Here is a 22,419-nt window from a genome sequence, read left to right as displayed (position 1 = left end):
GGTCCCATGCAGGGTGTCGATCCGGCCTGGCTGCCGGACGGGGCGTTCCGGCCGATCGGCACCCGGCGGACCCTGATCCGCGGCTCGGGTCCCCTGGTGGACACCGTCCGCGGGGAGGTCGCCGAGGCCTGTCGTCGGTTCGGCGGCAGCGTCTCGCGTGAACCGGGCCCGTACGACCTGGTGTTGGAGCTGGACGGCGACGACGGCTCCGAGGGATTCACGTTCGGGCGCCGTGACGGCTGTACGACCGTCACGGCGTCCGGCGCGCGCGGGCTGCTGTACGGCTTCTTCCACGTCGTACGGCTCGGGGAGGCCGCGTTCCTCGACGAGGCCCGACTCACCTCGCACGGACCGCGGTTGCCCCTGCGGATGCTCGACCACTGGGACAACGTGGCCGTGCACCCGGTCATGGGGCAGGTGGAGCGCGGGTACTCCGGCGGGTCGTTGTTCTGGGCGGACGGGCGGGCGCGCGGGGACCTGGAGCGGGTGCGGGCGTACGGCAGGCTGCTCGCGGCCTGCGGGATCAACGCCGTGGCGGTGAACAACGTCAACGTGCACGCGGCCGAGGCCCGGCTGCTGACCGACCGGCTCCCCGAAGTGGCCGACATCGCGGGGGCGTTGAGGGCGTACGGGATTCGCGTCCATCTGTCGGTGACCTTCGCCGCGCCGATGGTGCTGGGCGGCCTGCCGACGGCCGATCCGCTGGACCCGGACGTGTCGTCGTGGTGGGTGGAGGCGGTCCGGCGGGTCTACCGGACGATCCCCGACTTCGGCGGGTTCGTGGTGAAGGCCGACTCGGAGGGCCAGCCGGGGCCGTTCGCTTACGGGCGCAGTCACGCGGACGGGGCCAACATGCTGGCCGCGGCCCTCGCCCCGCACGGCGGCACCGTGCACTGGCGGGCCTTCGTCTACGACCACCACCAGGACTGGCGGGACCGCTCCACCGACCGGGCGCGGGCCGCCTACGACCATTTCGTGCCGCTGGACGGGGAGTTCGCCGCCAACGCCGTCCTCCAGGTGAAGCACGGGCCGATGGACTTCCAGGTCCGGGAGCCGGTGTCTCCGCTGATCGGGGCGATGCCGGGCACCCGGCTGGCGGTGGAGTTCCAGGTGACGCAGGAGTACACCGGGCAGCAGCGGCATGTGTGCTGGCTGGGGCCGATGTGGAGCGAGGTGCTGCGGTTCGGGGTCGGCGGCGGGGAGTCCACCGTGGGCGAGTCGGCGCGCGGTGGGCTCGTGGCCGTGTCCAATGCCGGGGACGATCCGTTCTGGACGGGGCATCCGCTGGCCCAGGCGAACCTGTACACCTTCGGACGGCTGGCCTGGGAGCCGGGCGCCGATCCGCATCGGGTCCTCGACGAATGGATCCGGCTGAGCTTCGGGACGGCCGACCCCGCGCTCGCGGCTGGCCTGCGCTCGATCCTGGACGGTTCGTGGCGGACGTACGAGAAGTACACCGCTCCCCTGGGCGTGGGCTTCATGGTCCAGCCGGGGCACCACTACGGGCCGAGCGTGGACGGCTACGAGTACAGCCCGTGGGGCACCTACCACTTCGCCGACCGCGACGGAGTCGGCGTCGACCGGAGCGTGGCGAGCGGGACGGGGTACGCGGGGCAGTACGGGAAGCCGTGGGCCGAGGTGTACGAGTCACTCGTGTCGTGTCCCGACGAGCTGCTGCTGTTCTTCCACCACGTGTTGTACGGGCACATGTTGAAGAGCGGGAAGACGGTGATCCAGCATATCTACGACACACACTTCGAGGGCGTGGAAGAGGTGGAGGCAGCCCGGGAGGTGTGGGCCTCGCTGGTGGATCTGGTGGACCCTGCGCGCCACGCGCGGGTGACGGAGCGGTTCGAGGAACAGCTGCGCAGTGCCCGCGAGTGGCGCGATCAGGTCAACAGCTACTTCTTCCGGAAGTCCGGGGTGCCGGACGAGCGGGGGCGGGTCGTCTACTGAAGGCGGAGGATCGCCACGCCCCTGGGGTCGAGGGTGAGGGGGGCGCCCGCCTCCGTCCGCTCCCCGGTGAGCAGGTCGGTCGCGGTGGTGTGCGCCTTCAAGTGGGCTGTCTCCGCGGTGTGGTTGAGGAGGAACAGCAGGCGCATGCCGTCCGGCGCGACCCTGGTCGCGGTCTCCAGGCCCTCGTGCTCGGCGTACGGTCCGATCAGGTCGTGGCGGGACAGGACGCGGCGGACCACCTGGTCCACGCCGGACCGGTCGAGGGCCGTGGCGATGTACCAGGCCTCGCCCTCGCCGTACTGGTTGCGGGTCACGGCCGGGGTTCCGGCGTAGAAGTCCGTGCCGTACGTGGCGACCGTCTCGGCGCCCCGGAGCCGCACGATCTCGAAGACGAGCCGTCCCTGTGCGGCCAGCTCGGGGATCGGCTGGGTGAACTCCGGTGCGCGGGAGTCCCATTCGTCGATCCGGATGCCCATGAGCGGGGCGAGCGGGCCGGGGACGTCGGTGAGGAAGGCGCGGTCGTGTGCGTCGACCCGGCCGGAGAGGAAGGTGGTGAGGACCGTGCCGCCGCGTTCCGCGACCGCTTCGAGGCGGGTGGCGAGGTCGCCCTTGACCATGTGGAGGGCGGGGGCGAGGACCACGTCGTACGGGGTGAGGTCGGCGGCGTGCGGGACGACGTCCACGTCGGCACCGGCCTCGCGGGCGGCCCGGTAGTAGGCGTGGACCACCTCCTGGTACTTGACCAGCCGGGAGGGGCCGTCGGAGATCTCCAGGGCCCACCAGCTGTCCCAGTCGAAGACCAGGGCGGTGCGGGCGGCGGCGGCGGCGCCGAGGGAGGCGGTGCCGAGCAGCTCCAACTCCGACCCCAGCGCGGCCACTTCACGGAAGACCCGGGTGTCGTCGCGGCCCGCGTGGCCGATGACCGCCCCGTGGTACTTCTCGCAGGCTCCCCTTGAGGCGCGCATCTGGAAGTAGAGGGCCGCGTCGGCGCCGTGGGCTATCGCCTGGAAGGTGGCCAGGCGCAACTCCCCAGGTCTGCGCAGGGGGTTGACGTCACGGCAGGCCGTCGTGGACGGGGTCTGCTCCATCAGCCAGAAGGGGGCGCCGTCCTTGAGGCCGCGCATCAGGTCGTGGGCGAGGGCGGGCCAGGTCGGCGGCGCGTCCAGGGGCGGGTAGCTGTCCCAGGAGGCGAAGTCGAGGTGGGGTGCCCAGCGGTGGTAGTCGAGGGGGCGAAACATGCCCATGAAGTTGGTGGTCACGGGGGTCTCGGGGTCATGGGCGCGGATCACCTCCTTCTCGGCGAGGAAGCAGCCGAGCAGCGCGTCGGTGGTGAAGCGGAAGTAGTCGAGCGTGACGCCCTGGAAGGCGGTGTGGTCGGGGCCGCGCCAGTGCTCGGTGAGGGCGCTGGGCGGCTCGATCTCGGCGAAGTCGGTGTAGCGGTGCGACCAGAACGTCGTCCACCAGGCGTCGTTGAGGGCGTCGAGGGTGACGTACCTGTCCCGCAGCCACTGTCGGAACGCCTCGGCGCACAGTTCGCAGTAACAGACGCCCCCGTACTCGTTGTTGATGTGCCAGGCGAGCAACGCCGGGTGTTCCGCGTACCGTTCGGCGAGCCTGTCCGCCAGCTGGGTGGCGAGTCTGCGGTACTGCGGTGAGCTGGGGCAGAAGTTGTGGCGCTGGCCGTAGCGGTGTCGGCGGCCCTCGAAGTCGGTGCGGTTGACCTCGGGGTACTTCTTGGCGAGCCAGGGCGGCAGGGCGGCCGTACCGGTGGCGAGGCAGACCTGCCGGCCCTCGGCCGCCGCCCGGTCGAGTACGCGGTCCAGGACGGTGAAGTCGTAGGTGTCCTCGGCCGGTTGAGTGAGGGACCAGGAGAAGACGCCGACGGTGAGGGTGTCGATGCCGGCCTGCGCGAACAGGCGGTGGTCCTCGTCCCAGACCTCCTCCGGCCACTGCTCGGGGTTGTAGTCGCCGCCGTACGGGATCTTCGAGCTCGACGGGGTCATGCGGTGAAGTCCTCCTGGGTCTCGGCGATCACCGGGCGGCTGCCGTACAGCAGGGACAGCAGCAGCGGGGCCGCCAGCAGCGCGGGCAGGGCCTCGGTCAGCACCGCGGTCCCGGCGGCGGTCAGGACGAGCAGCGAGGCGGCGCCGAGGGTGGCGCGGCCGTGCCGGAACAGGAAGTACCCGGCGAGGCGCACGGTGTCCCTGGCCCGGAACGCGAACAGCGAGGTGAGCACGAGCGCGTGCGCGCCCCAGAGCAGGGACCCGGCGCCGATCGCCCCGAGCAGCACCGCCCACCAGCCGGGCAGTCCGGTGGCGGAGAAGTGGGTCAGCGTGAACGCGATCACCGTGAGCCAGGCCAGCAGCGGCGTCCACAGCCTCAGCGCGGGAAGGGCGTTGAGCCGCCAGCCCCGCCAGTAGGCCCGCGCCGGGTGGAGGTCGGCGAGGTCGCGGTCGCGGTGGTGGAGGGCGTACAGGGCGGCGGCCGTGGCCGGTCCGAGGGGCAGCAGGCATACGGCGGCCAGCGGGAGGTTGGCCGGGTCGGGGCCGATCAGGAGCAGCGCGGCCAGGCCCGGCGCGGCGGCGAGGAGGAGCAGGGCCTCGACGGTGACGAGGGTGTGGATGAGGGCGGCGGCGCGCGAGAGGGAGCCCTGGCCGAACGTGACAGGGGCGCTCACCGCGGCTCCCTCCCCAGCATCCGGCGCTCGTCCCACCACTCGGGCGCCTCCTCCACCACCGGGCCGACCTCCACCAGAGTGATCTCGTGGCGGGCCAACGTCAGGTCCAGTTCGGTCCGTTCGTCCTCGACCGGTTGGCGCGCGTGCTGCCGGGCGGGCTCGGCCGCTTCATGCAGTACGTCGATCTCGTGCGGCTTGGGTGAGCGCGGGCTGCCCATCCGCTGCCAGGCGGTACGGGCGTTGCCGTGCTCCTCGTCGACCACGGAGCGGCGTACGAACGCCTCGCGGGCGCCCGGAAGCGGTACGGACAGGCGCAGTCGGTGCCGGGCCGGGCCAGGGGTGTCGCCGGTCTCGTCGACCGGTGCCCAGGCGAGGACGGTGACCCGGCCGTCGGGGTGCCGGGTGACCAGGTGGTCGCTGCCGCGGGCGAGCAGGTCCGGGCCCATGCGGGCCATGAAGGCGTAGAGGTGGTAGGTCGGTTTCCGCACCTGTCGGTGGGTGAGCAGACCGAAGCCGCCGTGGAAGAGCGCGGTGGGCGGACCCGCCTCCTCGAACATGTCGCTGAAGGTCCAGTAGGAGAAGGAGTCGACGTGGTCGCCGCCGTGTGCGAGGACCGGGGCCAGGTACGCGGCGTGGAAGGCGGTGTCGTGGACCGGGTTGTCGGGGCGGTAGGACGAGTTGAACTCTGTGATGTGGACCGGGAGTTCAGCGAGTCGTGTGCCCTTCAGGCGTTCGCGGGGCGTGGCGAACTGGTCCAGGAGGTGGTGGGCCGGGGCCAGCGTCTGGTGGACGCCGAAGGGGACGTGCTGGGCGGGGCCCGAGGTGTAGGCGTGCTTGGACACGAAGTCGACCGGGACGTCGCGCTGTTCGGCGAACTCGGCGAAGCGGTCCAGCCATTCGTCCGCGCCCGGTGAGATCGCGGGGCCGCCGACCTGGAGATCCGGGTCCACTTCCTTCACCGCGGCCGCCGTCACCTCGTAGAGGCGGTGGTACGCCTTCTCGTCCGCGCCCTGCCAGAAGTCCGGGAGGTTGGGCTCGTTCCAGACCTCGATGGGCCAGCCGCGCACCTCGTCGAGGCCGTACCGGTCGACGAGGTGGGTGACGGTCGCCTTGACCAGGGCGGCCCACTCCTTGTGCGAGCGGGGCGGGGTGACGTTGCCGTGCCACCAGAACACCGTCTGGTCGCCCGACGCCAACTCCCCCGGCATGAAGCCGAGTTCGAGGAAGGGGCGGATGCCCAGCTCCAGGCAGGCGTCGACGACCTGGTCGACGTACGTGAAGGAGTGCCGGACGTGCCGGGTGCCCTGCCAGTCATAGGGCCGGTACACGCCCATGCCATCGCTGAGCAGTCCGTGTCCCCGGATGTGCCGGAAGCCGATCTCGCGCTGGAGGAGCTTCAGGGAGTCCTGGTGGTCGCGGCGCAGGGCGAGTTCGATCCGGCCGGTGCCGACGCAGTGGCGCCAGGCGTCGGGGAGCCGGCCGGACGGCTCGGCGGGGACGCGGGTGATCACCCGTTCTCCTTCTTGAACCGTTCGTACGCCTTGTTGTGCAGGTCGACGAGCTGCTGCATGTTCTTCGCCTTCAACTCCGCCTGGAAAGCGCCCCATTGGGACATCGGGCGCTTGCCGAGGACGAACTGGAGGGTGTTCTGGATGGTGGTGTCCTTGAGCGGGGTGTCCCAGAGGGTCGCCTGTTCCTGCTCGAAGGACTGGAGCGGGTGGGCCGGGTCGACGGGGAGTTCCCTGCGCTGGGACATGACGTCCTGGAACTTCTTCTCGTCGGGGCTGAAGTTGGAGGAGACCAGCTCCCAGCTGCCGCCGTAGGTGAAGACGCCGTTGAAGAAGCCGTAGTCCTTCTGGAGGTCCTTCGGGGCGTCCGGGTCGGAGCCCATCAGCGAAATGCCGGGCTCCAGCGTGTACTTGCCGCCGGACTCGGTGTAAGTGACGCCCTCCACGCCCCACTTGCAGAACTTCTGGCCCTCGTCGGAGTACCAGAGCCAGTCCACGAACTGCATCATCGCGACGAAGTCGGCGCTCTTGAGGGCCTTGCTGGAGATCATGACGCCGTTCTCCAGCCGGATGCCGCTCAGCAGGATCGGTCCGGCCGGACCGAGGGGCACCGGGACCATCTCGATCTTCGAGCCCTTGACCTGCTTGCTCAGGTTGTAGCGGTAGTTCTGCACCAGCTCCTGCGGGTTGGCGCTGATCACGTACGACTTCTCGGCCAGCAGCTTCTGCACGGCCTGGTCGTCCTGCTGGGTGAAGCTCTCCGGGTCGAGGAGCTTCTCGGCGACGATCTTTCTCAGGTACTCGACCATCTGCCGGTAGGCGTCCTGGGTCGCGGTGAAGACGAACTTCCGCGCCTTGGTGTCGAAGCTGATGTTGTCGTAGTTCCAGCCGGCCTTCACGCCGTAGGCCTGGCCGAGATAGCCGAACAACGCCCCGCACGGGAAGGGGGTGTTGGTGCTCCAGCGGTCCGTCCAGGGGTATTTGTCCGGGTACTCGGCCTTGAGCGCCTTGAGGACGTCGTGGACCTCGTCCCAGGTCGTGGGCAGAGTGAGTCCGTGCCTGTCGAGGACGTCCGTGCGGAAGGACAGCGAGTAGCCGGACTTGGGCTTCTCGTGCAAGCCGGGCAGGAGGTAGTACTTGCCGTCGGACTGGCGGATGGAGTCCAGTTCGGGCTCCAGCTTCCACTTCTTCACCTTGTCGCGGAAGTTGGGCATCAGGTGGGCGTACTCGCTGACCGGGAGGATCGCGCCCGAGGAGACGAAGGCGACCTCGCCGGGGTGGTAGGTCTTCGGGATGATGAAGGGGGCGTCGCCCGAGCCGATCAGGACGCTGCGCTTCTTCTCGTAGTCGGCGAGCGGGACGTCGAGGGGCTTGATGGTGATCCCGGTGCGCTTGGTGACCTCCTTCCAGAACAGCCAGCTGTTCTTGAGGGGGTAGACCGGGTTGTCGTTGTGCAGCATCGAGAAGGACAGCGCCTTGGTGGCCTTGAACTGCTGGCCGGCCCGGTAGTCCTTCATCGCGCCGTTCTGCTTCTTCGACAGGTCCTTGGAGTCGCCTCCGTCGTCGCCGCTGCCGCAGCCGGTGAGGCCGGCGAGGCCGATGAATCCGGCGGCGGCCAGGATCTGACGCCGCGACAGCTCTCCTGCGTTCTGCACGGGAACTCCCTTGTTCCGTAGGTGAGTTGCTGGGATCAGCCCTTGACCGCGCCGAGCATCACGCCCGAGACGAAGTAGCGCTGGACGAAGGGGTACACGCAGATGATCGGCAGCGCGGTGAGCACGATGGTGACCGCCTGGATGCTCGCGCCGACCTGGCTGAGCTGCTCGGTGGTGGCACCGGCGTTGCCGCCGCCGGTGGCGCCCGCGATGAGGTTGCGCAGATAGACGGTGACCGGCATCAGATCGGTACGGTCCATGTAGAGGAACGCGCTGAACCAGGAGTTCCAGAAGGACACCGTGTAGAAGAGCACCATGGTCGCGACGACCGCCTTGGACAGCGGGAGCACGATCCTGAGCAGGATGCCGTAGGTGCTGAGGCCGTCGATCTGCGCGGCCTCCTCCAGTTCGGTGGGCAGGCTCTCGAAGAAGGCCTTCATCACCAGGAGGTTGAAGACGCTGATCGCGTTGGGCAGGGCGATCGCCCAGACGCTGTTCTTGAGTCCGAGGCTGGTGACCAGGACGTAGTTGGGGATGAGCCCGCCGGTGAAGAACATGGTGAACACGGCGATGCCGACGAGCACCCCGCGCCCCTTGAGGTGCTTCTTCGACAGGACGTAGGCGTAGCAGGTCGTCAGGACCATGGCGACGGCGGTGGCCACGACCGTGTAGAGCACGGTGTTTCCGTAGTTCCGCCAGAACATCGAGTCCTGGAACACGATCTTGTACGTGGTGAGGTTGAACCCCTTGGGCCACAGGGTGACTTCACCGGCCCGGATCTGCCGCTCGCCGCTGAAGGAGCGGGCGACGATGTTGAGGAAGGGGTACAGGGTCACGACCACAACCAGGGTGAGGACGACGCCGTTGACGCCCTGGAAGACCCGGTAGGAACGGCTCGGCTTCACCACAGGCTGGTCCCCACTGTGCGGCGCGAGAGCGTGTTGGCGGAGGTGATCAGGACCAGGCCGATGACCGCCTCGAACAGGCCGATGGCGGCGGCGTAGCTGAAGCTGTTGGACTCGACGCCCGCCCGGTAGACGTAGGTTGAGATCACGTCGGCGGTCGGGTAGGTCAGCGGGTTGTACAGCAGCAGGACCTTCTCGAAGCCGACGGCCATGAACGTACCGACGTTGAGGATCAGCAGCGTGATCATGGTGGGGCGGATGCCGGGCAGGGTGACGTGCCAGATCTGCTGCCAGCGGTTGGCGCCGTCGATGCGGGCGGCCTCGTAGAGGTCCTCGTCGATGGTGGTGAGCGCGGCGAGGTAGAGGATCGTGCCCCAGCCTGCGGTCTGCCAGATCTCCGAACCGACGTAGATGGTGCGGAACCAGTCGGGTTCCTGGATGAAGCGGATCGGGTCGTGGCCGAGCCAGCCGAGGGCGTGGTTGACCGGGCCGTCCGTGGCGAGCATCTGAAGGGTGATGCCCGCGACGATCACGATCGACAGGAAGTGCGGGAGGTACGACACCGACTGCACGAACCGCTTGAGGGAGCGCCTGCGGACCTCGTTGAGCAGCAGGGCGAGCACGATCGGGATCGGGAAGCAGAACACCAGGGTGAGTCCGCCGAGCCACAGGGTGTTGCGGAACACCTGCCAGAAGGTCGGATCGCTGAGGAACATGCGCACATAGCGCAGGCCCACCCAGTCCTCGCCGAACATCGAGCCGCCGGGCTCGAAGCGCCGGAAGGCGATCACGTTGCCGATCATCGGCAGATAGCGGAAGACCAGGAAGAACAGCAACGGCAGGACGGCCAGCGAGTACAACTGCCAGTCGCGGCGCAGGGATCGGCGCCATCCGCTGCGCGTCGCCGGGCGGGGGACGGCGGCCCTGGGCGGTTCTTCGATGCCTGGTGGAGGAGAGGCCGACTTGATGGATGTGCTCACGCTCGGTCCTCTCAGACGGAGGCACGGAACCGAAACTTTCGAGCTCTTACCGGTAACTTCGCGGCAACTTAGAGCCACCGAGAAAGCGCTGTCAATGGGTCAGGCAGGAGATACCTGGGGCGCGAGTGGGGTAGAACCGGTAGACCAAGTCCCGGCTCCCTCCGCAAGTTTCACTGCTTTGACCGACTGATGCGAGGTGTCCCGTGCCTGCGTTCGACTTGCCGACGAGGGAGCTGGAGCAATACCGGCCCGAAGTCCAGGAACCCCCGGATTTCGACGAGTTCTGGCGTGACACCCTGAAAGAGGCCGCCCAGAGGGACGTGCTGGTGTCGGCGCGCCCGGTGGAGAGCGGGCTGCGGCTGACGGACACCTGGGACGTGACCTTCCGGGGCTTCGCCGGCGATCCGGTGCGCGCCTGGTTCAGCAGACCCGCCGGAGCGCCCGAACTCCTGCCCGCCGTGGTGGAGTTCGCCGGTTACGGCCGCGGGCGCGGTCTCCCGCACGAGCGGCTGACCTGGGTGAGCGCCGGGTACGCGCATCTGCTGATGGACAACCGCGGCCAGGGCGACCAGTACGGCAACGGCGGCGCGACCCCCGACCCGCACACCTCGTCGCCGGGCGGACCGGGCCCCGCGGTGCGCGGTCTGCTGGATCCGCGCGACTACCACTACCGCCGGCTGATCACCGACGCGGTGCGCGCGGTGACGGCGGTGCGGGCGCTGCCGGGCGTGGACGGGGGACGCGTCGCGGCCGTCGGCAACAGCCAGGGCGGCGGGCTGGCGCTGGCCGTGGCGGGCCTGGTGCCCGACCTGGCGGCGACGGTGGTCACCGCGCCCTTCCTGTGCGGCATCCGGAGGGCCCTGGACCTCACCGACGCGAGCCCCTACGGCGAGATCTCCGCGTATCTGTCGGTGCACCGGGACGCGGCGGAGGCCGCGTACCGCACGCTGTCGTACGTCGAGGGCGTCTCCTTCGCACGGCGGGCCGCCGCCCCGGCGCACTTCGGGGTGGGCCTGCGGGACACGGTGTGCCCGCCGAGCGGGGCGTACGCGGCCTTCAACCGGTACGCCGAACTGACCGGCGCGGACCCCCGCAAGGAGATCCGCGCCTATCCGTACAACGGTCACGAGGGCGGCGACGCGGTACAGGTCCGCCGCCAACTCGACTGGCTGGGCGAGGTGCTGGAGATCAGCCGGTAGCCAGGGCGAACACGTGCAGATCGCTGTTCCGGGGCAGTCGCACACTCGCGACGGTCTTGCCGTCCGGTGTCGTGAACGGCTTTGTGGCGAAGACGTACGTGGCCACCGGGTCCCGGTCCGCGCCCGCCACGTTGCGGTACGCGGCGCGGGCGACGACCTCGTTGCCGTACTGGACGGTGCCGCCGCCTCCGCCGACGGTCCAGTCGGTGAGGGCCAGTTCGACGGTGTCGGTGCTGCCGTCGGTGTAGGTGACGGTGGCCTGGGCCTGCTGGTTGCCGTTGACCGCGCTGCCGACGAAGGACAACGTGCCGACGGGCCGGTCCAGTTGGATGCTCTGGCCGGAGGCCGTGGCGTTGTCGGGGCGGCCGTCCGGGGAGTCCGGCCAGGTGAAGTCCAGGCCGTTCACCGTGCCTTGCCCGCCCGGTGTGAGTCCGGCTGCCGCCAGGGCCTGGCGGGAGTAGCTCCAGCCGCCGCCGTCGTAGTCGGCCTCGTCGTGGTCGCCGGAGTCGTCCGAGATCCCGGTGTTGTCGTACGCGGCGAGCAGGGTGCCGGGGGCGGCGACCGTGAGGGACACGGGCTGCTCGTAGGCGGTGCCGTCCGAGGTGACGGCGACCGTGACGTCGTAGAAGCCCTGCTTGATGCCCTCGGCGGAACGCAGGGTGATCTCCTGGGAGCCGTCGACGACCGTGCCCTCGGCGGGCGTCGCCGTGATGCCCTCGGGTGTCTCGACCCGGAAGCGGACCTCGGGGCCCGTGCCGTCGCCGCTCAGCGACAGGGCGCGGACACCGACCTCGGTGTGGCCGCCCGGTGCGATCGTCGCCGTGGTCGGGCCGACGCCGATCTGGTACGGCTGCTCACCGGTACGGAAGGACGGCGGGGCCGAGGAGGCGCCCCAGGTCGGGTCGGGTGTGCCGGAGAGGCCGTAGTCGAGCCGGCCGCCGTCCCGGACGAAGGAGGCCGGGAGCCAAGGGGCCTGGCTGGTACGGCCGTTGACCGTCAGCGAGTGGACGTACGGCGCGTCGGCGGCTGCTCCCTCGGCGCGGATGGAGATGTCGTTCCCGGCGGGCCGGGTGATCTCGATGCGCGGGAACAGCGGTGAGGCGAGGACGAGTTCGGAGCGGGACGGCACCTGGGGGTACATGCCGAGCGCGGAGAAGACGTACCAGGCGGACATCGCGCCGAGGTCGTCGTTGCCGGGGATACCGCCCGGCTGGGTGGACCAGAGCTGCCCCATGGCGGCGCGGACGGTCTGCTGGGTCTTGTAGGGGGCGCCCGCGTAGGCGTACAGGTAGGGGATGTTGATCGACGGCTCGTTGTCCATCTCGGACTTGTCGCCGCCGCTGCCGGTGAACGCCCAGTCACCGTCGTCGTCGTGGAAGAAGGTGTCGAGGCGGTCGAGAGCCTTGGCCCGGCCGCCCATCGCGGCGAACAGGCCGGCCGGGTTGTGCTGGACCATCCAGGTGTACTGGGCGGCCGTACCCTCGACGAAGCCGTTGCCGGTGGCCGGGGTGAAGCCGGTGACCCAACTGCCGTCCGCCTTACGGTTGGCGATGTAGCCGCCGCTCGGGTCGGCGGCGATGTTGAAGTTGTTCTGCCACCACTGGGAGCGCTTCGAGAAGCCGGCCGCCGTGTCCTTCTCCCCCGCCGCCGAGGCCAGTTGGGAGAGCGCGAAGTCGGCGCCGGACATCTCCAGGGTCTCGGCGGCACCGCCCCAGGCGTTGGAGACGGAGGGCATGTAGTGCAGCTTCAAGTACTTGTCGAGGGAGGGTCGTTGGCCGACGGACAGCACCGGCTTGCCGGCCGGTGACAGGTCCTGCTCGGTGGGGACCGTGGCCGCCTTGACGAGGGAGTCGAGGGCGCCGCGCAGGTCGAAGTCGGTACCGCCGAACGCGTGGATGCCGGCCAGGGCGATGGGCGAGGGGTCGCCGTTCATGACGTGGGTGCCGCTCGCGCCGTGCAGCCAGCGGTCCCAGACACCGCCGTTCTGCCGGGCCAGTTCGTACAGGGACTGGGCGACGTCCGAGCCGGTGCGCGGGTCGAGCAGGGTGAGCAGTTGCACCTGGTCGCGGTAGACGTCCCAGCCGGAGAAGGTGCCGTACTGGGCGCGGTGGCCGTGGCCGACCCTGTGCACCTCGTCGTCGCTGCCGCGGTATCTGCCGTCGGCGTCGCTGATGACGTTCGGGTGGAGCAGGGCGTGGTAGAGCGCGGTGTAGAAGGTGGTGCGCTCGTCATCGGTGCCGCCGCCGACCCGGATCGCCCGCAGCCGGTCGCGCCAGGCGCGTCCGGCCGCCTCGCGCACCGAGTCGAAGGAGCGCGTGGGCGGGTTCTCGGCGGCGAGGTTGGCCTCCGCGCCCGCCCGGCTGACGTACGAGATCCCGATCCTGACGCCGACCTGCCCGGTGCCGGGCGCGAACTGGACCCAGCCGCCCGCCCCCTTGCCCGCGACGGGCCGCCCGCCCTGCGCGAACCCGCCCGTGCCGCCGGACGCCTTGAGGGACCCGGGGGTGAGCCTGTCGTCCTGCCAGGTACCGGTGGCCGCGAAGGGGCGGTCGAAGCGGGCGGTGAAGTGGACGGTGTAGTAGGCGCGTTGGCCTTCCGGGTCGAGGTATCCGCAGAAGTTGCCGGAGGTCACGGAGCCGGAGACGGTACGGGTCGCCGGATCGATGTCGACCGTCGAATCCGTCGAGCCCACCTCGGAGTTGGCGGTGCGGAACAGCAGCGAGGCGGGCTTGCCGGCCGGGTAGGTGAAGCGGGCCGAGCCGGTGCGGGCGGTGGCGGTCAGGTCCGCGGTCACCCCGGAGGCGAGGCCCACCTTGTAGTGGCCGGGCTCGGCGGTCTCGTCGGCGTGGCTGAAGTCGGCCGCGTACACCGCGTCCTTGGTGTCGCTCGCCGGGGACGAGGTGACCTCGCCGGCGAACGGGAAGAGCGGGATGTCACCGCTGCCGCCCGCGCAGCCGGTGCCGGACATGTGGGTGAGGCTGAACCCGCGGATGCGGGTGGCGTCGTACTGGTAGCCGCCGGGTGCGGCGGTGCGGGTGGCGTCGCCCCGGGTGTTCTCGGGGCTGAAGGAGAACATGCCGAACGGGGTGACGGCGCCGGGGAAGACGTCGCCGCCGTTCCTCGTGCCGATGAGCGGGTCGACGTAGGCGGTCGGGTCGGTGACCAGACCGGGCGGCGCGGCGGACGAGGCCGCGAGGGCGGGGGTGGCTCCGGTGGCCGTGAGAACGGCCGCCAGCAGCAGGGACGTAGGACGGAAACGCATGACGCGGCCCCTCCTCCTTCGGACGGGTCGCGCACCACAGGTCGCACAAGCCGCAGGGACAGTAACGTGCGCCACGCGTATCACGGAAGAGTGCGTACGCCCCGGGTGGCGCGCACGCGGTTCACCTGACCGGTCCAGCCCTTTCGGCCAACTGATTTGACATCGTTGTCCGTTGGGGCGGTAGAGTCAGGTGCAGACCACTCGACAACGTTGTCGCGCATCGGATCGTCACAAGCCATGCACCACCCGCGTCGGCCCCACCCCCCTGTGCCGACACGGCTCGCGGACCCGGTGGCACACAGCCCCACCGGGTCCGCCCTGAGCGGAAGGTCCTCCCAGGATCTGACGGTGGCTCAGCCGACCTGACAGGGAAGGGTCGTCGCCGAGTCACCCCCGGAGCCTGTGACGACGTAGCCGAACGTCGCGCTCTGCCCCGGACTCAACGAACCGTTCCAGTCGGCGTTGTGGACCATCACGTCCTGGCCGGTGTAGGTGGCGTTGCCGTTCCAGAGACTGTCGACCTTCTGCCCGGTCGGCAGGGTCCAGTCGACCATCCAGCCCAGCATCGGGACGTCGCCGGAGTTGGTGACGGTGACCTCGGACTGGTAGCCGCCGTTCCAACTGCCCGTGGTCCTGCGGCTGGCGGTGCAGGTGCCCGGTACCGGCTCGGACGGGTTGCCCGGCTCATGGATGCCGGTGACCTCGCCGTTGCCGCCGTCGAAGACGACGTCGGAGCAGGAGTAGAAGGTCTCCGCGCTGTCCGAGCGCTGCCAGACCATGTAGATGATGTGGCGGCCGGACTTGTTGGCCGGAAGCTGCCCGGTCCAGGAGTAGTTGGCCTCGACGGTGCCCGGACTGCCGTTGAGCGGCGGGTGGTCGACGCTGAGGAAGGGCTGCGCCTCCATGTCGTCCCAGGTGAGGGTCTTCTTCGGGTCGAAGCCGTCCTTGGTGACGTAGACGTAGAACCAACCCGGGTGCGCCGCCCAGGCGTTGTAGGAGAAGTCGACGGTCTTGCCCGAGGTGAGGTGGGTCAGCGGCCAGTCGTCGCGAGCCGCGTTGAAGCCGGTGAAGTTGGTGTTGCCGCCGCTGCACAGCTGGCCGTCGGGGACGAAGCCGCGGGTGCGGCCCGCTCCGTCGGAGCGCAGCACGGAGAACCAGTTGTAGAACGGCGTGGTGCCGCTGACCTGTTGGGCGTTTCGGCAGGCCGGGTTGACCGGCTTGATCTCACCGGTGTCGGTCAGACCGTCCTGCCAGCACAGGAAGGTGCGGCTGCCGGGCTTCATGGGGGTGCCGTGCGCCTCGGCCGTGCCACCCGCGGTGACGACGAGGCCGATCGCGGGGAGGGTGGCGAGCAGGGAGACGAGGACCAGGAGGAGGGCTCTGGGGCGGGTCACCCTCGATAACTTTGTCAGGATCATGACAGTCCAGTCCGTTGCGTGGGGTACGGGCGGTGCGGGTGTGTGGGGTGCCGTGATTCGAGGTGATTCCGGATGGCGCCTGGTGCCGTGGGGCGGGAGCGGCACATGGGCGGGTTCCGGTCCGTCCATGTGGGAGCGCTCCCACCCCACTTCTGCGGAAGGTAGCGGGATGTGGGGCAGTTGTAAACGCCTGCCGCTCGCGTCAATGGCGCGTCTTGGGGTCACCGGTGCGGGTGGCGGCGTCTTCGTAGGCAGGATCACGGCGTGTGGCGGCGTTCAGACTGGCGTTCATGGGAGCAGGGATGACCACATTGCGGCAGGCCACTGAGGACACCTGGATGTTCCCGCCCGCCGACGGCTGGACTTTCGACCAGGTCACGGACTTGGAGCTGCCCTTTGACTGGGAGCTGGTGGATGGCTGGATCGTGGTTCGGGGGCGGACGAAGCTCTGGCACAACCGGGTTCGGGACGGGTTGGCATCGGCCCTGGAAGCCGCGCGTACCGGTTCTTACGCGGTCGTGGCCGGGCAGTGCGTGATGATCGACGACCAGAACACACCGAAGCCGGACGTCATCGTCTTCGACCCACGACAGCTGGACTTCTTCGCGATCGAGTGCGTGCCGTTTCCGAGGGTCACCCTCGTCGTCGAGGTCGTCTCCCCCGGTTCCCGCCAGGACGACCGGGTCCGCAAACCCGCGCTGTTCGCCGCGCACAAGGTCCCGTACTACTGGCGCGTCGAGCTGGACCAGGACCAGAGGCTCGCGGTGCACGAGTACTGGCTCAACACGGACACCCTCGTGTATTTCCCCGCGCCGTCGCACCTGGTGCACCACGACAAGCTCATCACCGAACTGCCGTTCCCCGTCGAGATCGATCTCGAAGCTCTCGTCGGCTTCTGATCCCGTTCGGGGGCGGTGGGCTTCACACCGGGTGGGCCGCCTGGAAGGCCAGCCGTTCCCCCGCTTCCTCTCCTACGGCCGTCAGCGCGTCGTCGAGCTCCAGGAACTCCTCCCACACCGTCCGGCCGCTCGCCTCGGCCAGCCTTCTGACGACCAAGTCCTCCAGGTCCGGGACGCGTTTGTTCTTCCAGATCTTGTCGGCGAGGCTCACGAGGAGGTCCTCGACGGTGATGTCCGGGAGGGCCCAGGCCGCGTGGGTCGCGGCGAAGCGGGCCAGGTGCGGGGCGGTGCCGTGAGCGAGCAGAAGCCGACGGCCTGCCTCCTCGTGCGCGTTGCCGGGGCCGGAGAGTTCGGTGAGGTGCTCCGTCTTGCCTATGTCGTGCGTGGCGGCACCGAACAGCACGGCCTCGCGGTCGAGTTGGAGCGCGGGGTGGCGTTGGGCCAGCCAGTCGACGAGGTCGTACGCCACGTCGTGGACGAGTCGTAGGTGGGCTGCGAGGCGGGGTGGAGCGTGGAGGTCGGTCAGGAGGCGGGCGGGGGTTTCGGGGAGGGGGCGGGGGCCGGGGGTGTATAGGGCCCGGTGGAGGGGGGCTGGGGTGGGCACGGGGCAAGGGTAGGCGTGGGGGCGGGAGTTGGGGTGGGGGGTGGAACGGCGTGGTTTGCCTTGGGGGTGTTCGGCTCGGTGTGGTTCGCGGGTGGGTGGGGTTCGGGGTCGGGTGGGGTTCGGGGTGGGGCGGGGTTCGGGGTCGGGGCAGCTCTTGCGGTCGCTTGGCTCCTTCGCCGGTGCTACGCCGATCACTTCGGGTCGGCTCTCTGCGCCGTGTCGGCGCCGACGTCAGGTCTGGCCTGTGCGTCAAGCCGGTGGTGGAGTCGGCGTGAGTGCCCCCGTGACCGGCGCCGGGGAGCTGAGCAGCACGACGGCGATCCCGCGCGCCGCGACCGCCGCCAACCGATGATCCAGTCGGCGAACCCCCGGACGAACGGGAGAGGAGCACGGCGTGAGGTTCCCTGCGATCCATGGCGAGCTTGGGGCGGGGGGCGCGTTGGATCGCGGCCGGGCTCGCCCTGATGGGGCGTTCGCCCTCGCCATGGTCGGCATGTTCCCGGCTTCGAGCCGATCTTGCCCGCTTGAGCCGGTCGAAGTGGCGTCCGGCGACGTGGGATCGACGGTGGATCTCCCGGTCGGACCGGGAGGTTGGCCGTCGTCACGGCCGCAGTCACGGCCGCGGTCGCGGCGGTGGCGGTGGCGGTGCTGGTCGTGGTTCTTCGGGGTGGTGGTGCGATGCCGTGCTTGCGCAGATGCCTTCGGGGCGCTGGGCGGATGTGGGCGGGATGGTCGGTGGCCTTGCCCTTCCGTAGCAGGCGAAGTGAAGGTGGGTGGTTGGTCCGCTTCGGGAACGGCCGAGGGCGTGGTATCCGGTTCGCCCTGCCGGCGGGCTCCCTTGTCCGTCCGTGGTGGTGACGCGCCGATGGGCACGGCCGGTGGCGGAGTCGCTCTGTAGCAGCCAGTCCCCCGGTTTCCGGTTGCTCTCAGCGCCGAGGTCGATGAAGCCGTGCTTGCCGAGTCCGAGTCCGAGTCGGGTCAGGTGGGAGCCGACCGCGCACCCGGACTCGATCTGCCCAGTGCCCCATCCGGAGTCGCTTTCGCCGACGCATCGCATGGGGCACTCACCGTCCCCTCGAAGTCGGACAACGGCAGGCGCGCACGACAGGTGCCGCGCCTGCCGCAAGGTGGGCTGTCAGCCCCGTGGTGCCACGCGGATACGGTTCCCGTCGGGATCGGCGGCGAGGAAGGTCAGCCCGAATCCCAGGTCGTGGGGCTCGCGCAGGATCGTGACGCCCTTGGACTGCCACTGTTCGAAGATGGCGTCGAGGTCGTCGGATCCGGGGTCGATGGCCAGGCACACCTCACTGGTACGCGGGACATCCGGTGACAGGTCCTCGAACTGGCCGGACCACAGGGCGAGGTCAGCGCCTGGCCCGAGGGCGAAGGTGATGTAGCCCGGAGTCTCGAAGGACGGACTCAGGCCGAGGAGATCGCCGTAGAAGCGAGCCGCGGCGGGAGCGTCGTTCACGTAGACGATGGATACGACGGATGTGGTCATGGGTGTTCCTTCTCGCAGGTCGGAGGCCGGATGTCGGAGGCCGGATGTCGGAGGCCGGAGGTACGCATCCGCCAGCCTGACCGGGATATGCGCCGCATCCTGTCGCCATTCTTGAAAAGATCGGTGGGTGACCCCAGACCGCTTCTTCTCCCTGATGCTGCTCCTCGCAGCAAGGGATGCCGTGACGACACAGGAACTCGCCTCGGCGCTCGGGGTGTCCCTTCGCACCGTCACCCGGGACCTGAACTGGCTCCGCGACGCCGGTCTGCCGGTGGCCGCGCAACGGGGCCGCCTCGGAGGCGTGACCATACTGCCCGGGTCCGGGCTCGACCTCACGCGGCTCACACCGGGCGAGCGTGATCATCTGTCGCTCACCGGGCTGGACGAGAAGCAGCGTGCGGAGATCGACGCCTCCGTCGAAAGCCGGCGCGCGCTCTCCAAGCTCGGTGCCGCACGGTCGCGTCGGGCCGATGAACTCCTGCCGCTCACCGACGTGGTGCACGTGGACAGCCGTCCCTGGCTCCGGGCGCCGACTTCCGGCACGACTCCGGCTTCGCTGATCGGCCCGGTGCGGCGAGGTCGCCGGCTACGGATCGAGTACGACAGCCCGCGCGAGGCATGCCCACGCGACCTGGTCGTCGATCCCTACGGACTGCTCGCCAAGGCCGGCACCTGGTACCTCGTCGCCGACTGCGCCCGAGTGCCACGGATGTACCGACTCGAACGGATCACGGCGTGGAAGGAAGTCGGCCGGCCACGACGGATCCGTGAGAACCAGACCCTGGCCACTGTCGCTGCGGCGCTCGTCGAGCGGTGGGAGCACCACCACGCGATAGAGGTCAGCGCCACCATCGACCAGACCCAGATCGAGCGGGCGCGACGGATCTTTGGCCAACGACTTGTCCGGGACGACGACGAGGAATCCGCCACGGGTCACAAGGTGACGATCCGCTTCCTGAACCTGGGGGACGTGCGAGCACTACTGCCGTTCGGGAGCGCCATCACCGTGCACGGCCCCACCGAAGTCAGGGCTCACCTCCGTGACCTCGCCACCAGCCTTGCCCGCCACTATGCGCCGGCACCGACGGCTTAGGTACCGATCATGTTCAGCATCACCGTGTCACGGGCACTCACCGTTGCCGACGTGCTTGCCGCATTCGTGGAACTGACCCCGCCTGGCGTGCGGTTGGTGGTTCAGCCCGACGAGGCCGACATCCCGGATGACGTGGGGGACCTGTGGATTCGCCTGGTGGGCAACGACGATCCGGCGTGGCCGCTCTCCCTGGATGTGGTGGGCGGATACGACAGTGCGCTCGGGCCGTACCCGGACCTCCGCGTCGCGGAGCACATGGGAGTGCGACACGGCGTGGACGTTCTGTGTGGCGTCGATCCGTCCGTGAGCGATGTCGATCCCCTGGATCCTTACTACCGGCTGGCGTTGGTCGGCGGCCGGTGGTACCTGGCCAGCGCTGCCGGGACACGGCTCATGGGACCGTACGTCGTGGCTGACGCCGACGGATTCCGGGAGGAGCCGGGCGACGAGCCCGTCGAGCTGATCCGGCCGGTCGTGGTCGACATCCCTGAGCCGTGATCGACCTCTTTTCCCGTCACCCCTTCTCCCCCCGCTCCGGACTCACCGAGAACGCCACTTCCCCCGCCACCCCCACGATCGCGTCCCGTACCAGCACCACGCTCGGGTCGGTGTTCTCCGCCGATGTGCCGACGTCGTTCAGCTTGGTGGTGGTCCAGCGGACGGTACCGGTGGTGTGGTCGAGGGCGAGGAGGCGGCCGTAGCGGTTGGTGAAGTAGAGGGCGTTGTAGGAGGTGGAGCGGATGGGGGGTGAGAGGTTTTCGACCTGGGTGTCTCGTTGCCAGAGGCGGGTGCCGGTGGTGGTGTCGTAGGCGGTGACCGTGCCGTCGGGGCGGACGAAGTAGACCGTCGAGTCGAGGACCGTCGGGGTGCCTCTCGGGGTCCCCTTGAGGGGGACCGAAGTCGTCCTGCCGGTCTTGGGGTTGACCCGGACCAGGCTGGTGTACGCCTCGTCCCTGCCGTCGCCCGTCTGGTAGCCCGACGTGTTCTTCGGCAGGACGAACAGCGGCTGCCCGGCCACCGCTCCCAGCGGTGTCGCCGCGCGGGACAGGGAGGCGAGGGTGCGGGTGGTGCCGTCGGACGGGTCGAGGCCGAGGAGGTCGACCGGGCCCACCGTGGGGTCGTTCGCGTCGGCGCACAGGCCGTAGGGGGCGGTGTCCAGGACCAGGGGGGCGCAGGCGGTGCCGGCCGACGACCTGGCCGGGGTGCGCCAGAGGTCCTTGCCGGTGGCGGGGTCGAGGGCGATGAACGCCTTCTCGGTGTCCGACGCCGTCAGGACACCGCCGTCGAACAGGGCCACGCGGTAGCTCGCGTCGACGTCACGCGTCCAGACCCGCTTCCCGGTGGCGGCGTCGACGGCGGTGACCTGCTGGTCCGCGTTCACTTCGTCCGGCTGCTCGTACGTGTAGACGATCCCGTCCTGGACGCCGAAGGGCCGTTCGGCGGCCTGGGTGTTTGCGCCGTAGCGCCATGCGATCGCGCCCGACGCCGGGTTCAGCCGGGCGACCGTGAAGCCGGTGCCCGCGCAGTACAGGGCGGACCCGTCGGTCACACAACCGGCGTCCACACTGCTCACGTCGATGCTCAGCGGATCGCCCTTCACACCCCGGGTCAGACTCGTCTGCCAGGGCTTCCAGCCCGCGGGGAGCTTCGGGGCGGCAGCGGTGGCGGGGGTCTTGGCGGGCCTGTCCGCTCCCGCCTCCAGGAGGAACGTCGTCGCGGCCGCCGCGCCCACGGCCACGACCGCACCGAGGGCGGCCAAGACGGGCACACGGCTACGGGTTCCGCGGCGGGACCTCCCCGTCGATGCCGTCGCGTCGGAGCCGCCTTCTCCCCCGAGCGTCGGCGGCGACGACGGTACGGCCATGTCCGGCAGGGACCTGAACAAGCCCTGTAGTTCGGCCAGTTGGGGCCTCGCCAGCGGGTCCTTCCGGAGGCAGCGCTCCACCACGCTCCGCAGGGGGTGCGGCACACCGTCCAACGAGGGCTGTTCGTGCACCACTTGATAGCCCGTCATGTACGGACTGGCGCCGTCGAAGGGGCGGTTGCCGGTGGCCGCGTACACCAGGAGCGAGCCCAGCGAGAAGACGTCCGAGGCCGGGGTGACGTCCTTCGGTGACGCGAACTGCTCCGGGGACATGAAGGGCGGTGTGCCGATCAGGCGGCCGGTCACCGTGAGGGCCTGGTTGTCGGCGGCGCGGGAGATGCCGAAGTCGATGACGCGGGGACCGTCCTCGGCCATCAGGACGTTGCTCGGCTTCAGATCGCGGTGCACGACTCCCGCCTGGTGGATGTCCCTGAGCGCCTCGACCAGTCCGAGGGCCAGCGTGCGGAGGCGGGGGCCGCCGAGGGGGCCGTGCTCGTCGACGATGTCGTCCAGGGTGCGGCCCGGGACGTACAGCGTGGCCATCCAGGGGAGTTCGGCGTCGGGGTCGGCGTCGACCACCGGAGCGGTGAAGGCTCCGCTCACCCTGCGGGCGGCGGCGACCTCCTGGCGGAAGCGGGTGCGGAACTCCTCGTCCTGGGCGTACTGGGTGTGGACGACCTTTACGGCCACATGGCGGCCGGAGTCGGATCTGGCGAGGTAGACGACGCCCATGCCGCCGGAGCCCAGACGGTTGATCAGGGTGTAGCCGCCGATCTCACCCGCGCTCAGCGGCATCTTGTTGTCGACCTTTCCTGTCCCATGCGTCACGGAGTTGTTCAGCGGGAACAGACTAGCGAGCGCCGCGCCTCGGAAACCGGGGGGCCGATGGGTCGGGTGG

General features: G+C 69.8%; 16 protein-coding genes. 5 read left to right on the top strand and 11 right to left on the bottom strand.

Annotated elements, in window-relative coordinates; translation table 11 throughout:
- The first annotated feature begins 6 nt into the window (after nt 1–6).
- Nucleotides 7–1,956 carry an alpha-glucuronidase gene (locus tag G3I78_RS01375; RefSeq protein WP_164420846.1) on the top strand — a complete coding sequence of 650 codons (1,950 nt, stop codon included), beginning with the start codon at nt 7–9 and terminating at the stop codon, nt 1,954–1,956.
- On the opposite strand, the gene G3I78_RS01370 is transcribed toward G3I78_RS01375, so the two are convergent.
- From G3I78_RS01370 to G3I78_RS01345, 6 genes are read right to left on the bottom strand one after another with little or no spacing between them, the layout of a single operon-like run.
- Nucleotides 1,950–3,959, bottom strand: a complete 2,010-nt coding sequence (locus G3I78_RS01370; RefSeq protein WP_164420845.1) for a beta-galactosidase — start codon at nt 3,957–3,959, stop codon at nt 1,950–1,952. The genes G3I78_RS01375 and G3I78_RS01370 overlap by 7 nt on opposite strands.
- Nucleotides 3,956–4,633 carry a DUF624 domain-containing protein gene (locus G3I78_RS01365; protein WP_164420844.1) on the bottom strand — a complete coding sequence of 226 codons (678 nt, stop codon included), beginning with the start codon at nt 4,631–4,633 and terminating at the stop codon, nt 3,956–3,958. Before G3I78_RS01365 ends, G3I78_RS01370 begins: the two co-directional genes overlap by 4 nt.
- The gene (locus G3I78_RS01360; protein ID WP_164421332.1) at nt 4,630–6,141 is read right to left on the bottom strand and encodes a glycosyl hydrolase; all 1,512 of its coding nucleotides are present in this window, start codon (nt 6,139–6,141) and stop codon (nt 4,630–4,632) included. The genes G3I78_RS01365 and G3I78_RS01360 overlap by 4 nt, the downstream gene beginning before the upstream one ends.
- On the bottom strand, nt 6,141–7,796 hold the full coding sequence (locus G3I78_RS01355; RefSeq protein WP_164420843.1) for an extracellular solute-binding protein: 1,656 nt from the start codon (nt 7,794–7,796) through the stop codon (nt 6,141–6,143). The genes G3I78_RS01360 and G3I78_RS01355 overlap by 1 nt, the downstream gene beginning before the upstream one ends.
- A gap of 35 nt (nt 7,797–7,831) precedes the next feature.
- Nucleotides 7,832–8,704, bottom strand: a complete 873-nt coding sequence (locus tag G3I78_RS01350; protein ID WP_164420842.1) for a carbohydrate ABC transporter permease — start codon at nt 8,702–8,704, stop codon at nt 7,832–7,834.
- Nucleotides 8,698–9,681, bottom strand: coding sequence for an ABC transporter permease subunit (locus G3I78_RS01345; RefSeq protein WP_164420841.1), 984 nt, complete (start codon nt 9,679–9,681; stop codon nt 8,698–8,700). The genes G3I78_RS01350 and G3I78_RS01345 overlap by 7 nt, the downstream gene beginning before the upstream one ends.
- 203 nt (nt 9,682–9,884) lie before the next feature.
- On the opposite strand from G3I78_RS01345, the gene G3I78_RS01340 reads away from it, so the two are divergent.
- Nucleotides 9,885–10,880 carry an acetylxylan esterase gene (locus G3I78_RS01340; protein WP_164420840.1) on the top strand — a complete coding sequence of 332 codons (996 nt, stop codon included), beginning with the start codon at nt 9,885–9,887 and terminating at the stop codon, nt 10,878–10,880.
- On the opposite strand, the gene G3I78_RS01335 is transcribed toward G3I78_RS01340, so the two are convergent.
- Together G3I78_RS01335 and G3I78_RS01330 are read right to left on the bottom strand one after the other, a co-directional pair.
- The gene (locus tag G3I78_RS01335) at nt 10,870–14,142 is read right to left on the bottom strand and encodes a GH92 family glycosyl hydrolase (protein ID WP_164420839.1); all 3,273 of its coding nucleotides are present in this window, start codon (nt 14,140–14,142) and stop codon (nt 10,870–10,872) included. The genes G3I78_RS01340 and G3I78_RS01335 overlap by 11 nt on opposite strands.
- 353 nt (nt 14,143–14,495) lie before the next feature.
- Complete coding sequence (locus G3I78_RS01330) at nt 14,496–15,560, bottom strand: lytic polysaccharide monooxygenase (RefSeq protein ID WP_203614062.1); 1,065 nt, start codon at nt 15,558–15,560, stop codon at nt 14,496–14,498.
- Nucleotides 15,561–15,862: 302 nt separating this feature from the next.
- Here G3I78_RS01330 and G3I78_RS01325 point away from each other — a divergent pair, with 302 nt between their 5' ends.
- Nucleotides 15,863–16,459, top strand: coding sequence for a Uma2 family endonuclease (locus tag G3I78_RS01325; RefSeq protein WP_239157573.1), 597 nt, complete (start codon nt 15,863–15,865; stop codon nt 16,457–16,459).
- A 22-nt stretch (nt 16,460–16,481) separates the two neighbouring features.
- On the opposite strand, the gene G3I78_RS01320 is transcribed toward G3I78_RS01325, so the two are convergent.
- The gene (locus G3I78_RS01320) at nt 16,482–17,063 is read right to left on the bottom strand and encodes an HD domain-containing protein (RefSeq protein ID WP_164420836.1); all 582 of its coding nucleotides are present in this window, start codon (nt 17,061–17,063) and stop codon (nt 16,482–16,484) included.
- A gap of 1,135 nt (nt 17,064–18,198) precedes the next feature.
- Complete coding sequence (locus G3I78_RS01315; RefSeq protein WP_164420835.1) at nt 18,199–18,564, bottom strand: VOC family protein; 366 nt, start codon at nt 18,562–18,564, stop codon at nt 18,199–18,201.
- A gap of 127 nt (nt 18,565–18,691) precedes the next feature.
- On the opposite strand from G3I78_RS01315, the gene G3I78_RS01310 reads away from it, so the two are divergent.
- A complete protein-coding gene (locus G3I78_RS01310) occupies nt 18,692–19,657 on the top strand; it encodes a WYL domain-containing protein (RefSeq protein WP_164420834.1) in 966 nt (321 codons plus the stop codon).
- Between the two features lie 9 nt (nt 19,658–19,666).
- The gene (locus tag G3I78_RS01305; protein ID WP_164420833.1) at nt 19,667–20,155 is read left to right on the top strand and encodes a hypothetical protein; all 489 of its coding nucleotides are present in this window, start codon (nt 19,667–19,669) and stop codon (nt 20,153–20,155) included.
- 16 nt (nt 20,156–20,171) lie between these two features.
- On the opposite strand, the gene G3I78_RS01300 is transcribed toward G3I78_RS01305, so the two are convergent.
- The gene (locus G3I78_RS01300; protein WP_343243622.1) at nt 20,172–22,349 is read right to left on the bottom strand and encodes a serine/threonine-protein kinase; all 2,178 of its coding nucleotides are present in this window, start codon (nt 22,347–22,349) and stop codon (nt 20,172–20,174) included.
- Nucleotides 22,350–22,419 lie beyond the last annotated feature (70 nt).

The organism is Streptomyces sp. SID13726 (assembly GCF_010548375.1).
Classification (GTDB): Bacteria; Actinomycetota; Actinomycetes; order Streptomycetales; family Streptomycetaceae; genus Streptomyces.
This window is presented reverse-complemented; position numbering and strand designations above follow the sequence as displayed.

Coding starts and splice junctions, on each gene's coding strand:
- G3I78_RS01375 (WP_164420846.1), top strand. CDS start 7: ATGCAGGGTGTCGATCCGGCCTGGCTGCCGGACGGGGCGTTCCGGCCG.
- G3I78_RS01370 (WP_164420845.1), bottom strand. CDS start 3,959: ATGACCCCGTCGAGCTCGAAGATCCCGTACGGCGGCGACTACAACCCC.
- G3I78_RS01335 (WP_164420839.1), bottom strand. CDS start 14,142: ATGCGTTTCCGTCCTACGTCCCTGCTGCTGGCGGCCGTTCTCACGGCC.
- G3I78_RS01330 (WP_203614062.1), bottom strand. CDS start 15,560: ATGATCCTGACAAAGTTATCGAGGGTGACCCGCCCCAGAGCCCTCCTC.
- G3I78_RS01325 (WP_239157573.1), top strand. CDS start 15,863: ATGACCACATTGCGGCAGGCCACTGAGGACACCTGGATGTTCCCGCCC.
- G3I78_RS01315 (WP_164420835.1), bottom strand. CDS start 18,564: ATGACCACATCCGTCGTATCCATCGTCTACGTGAACGACGCTCCCGCC.
- G3I78_RS01305 (WP_164420833.1), top strand. CDS start 19,667: ATGTTCAGCATCACCGTGTCACGGGCACTCACCGTTGCCGACGTGCTT.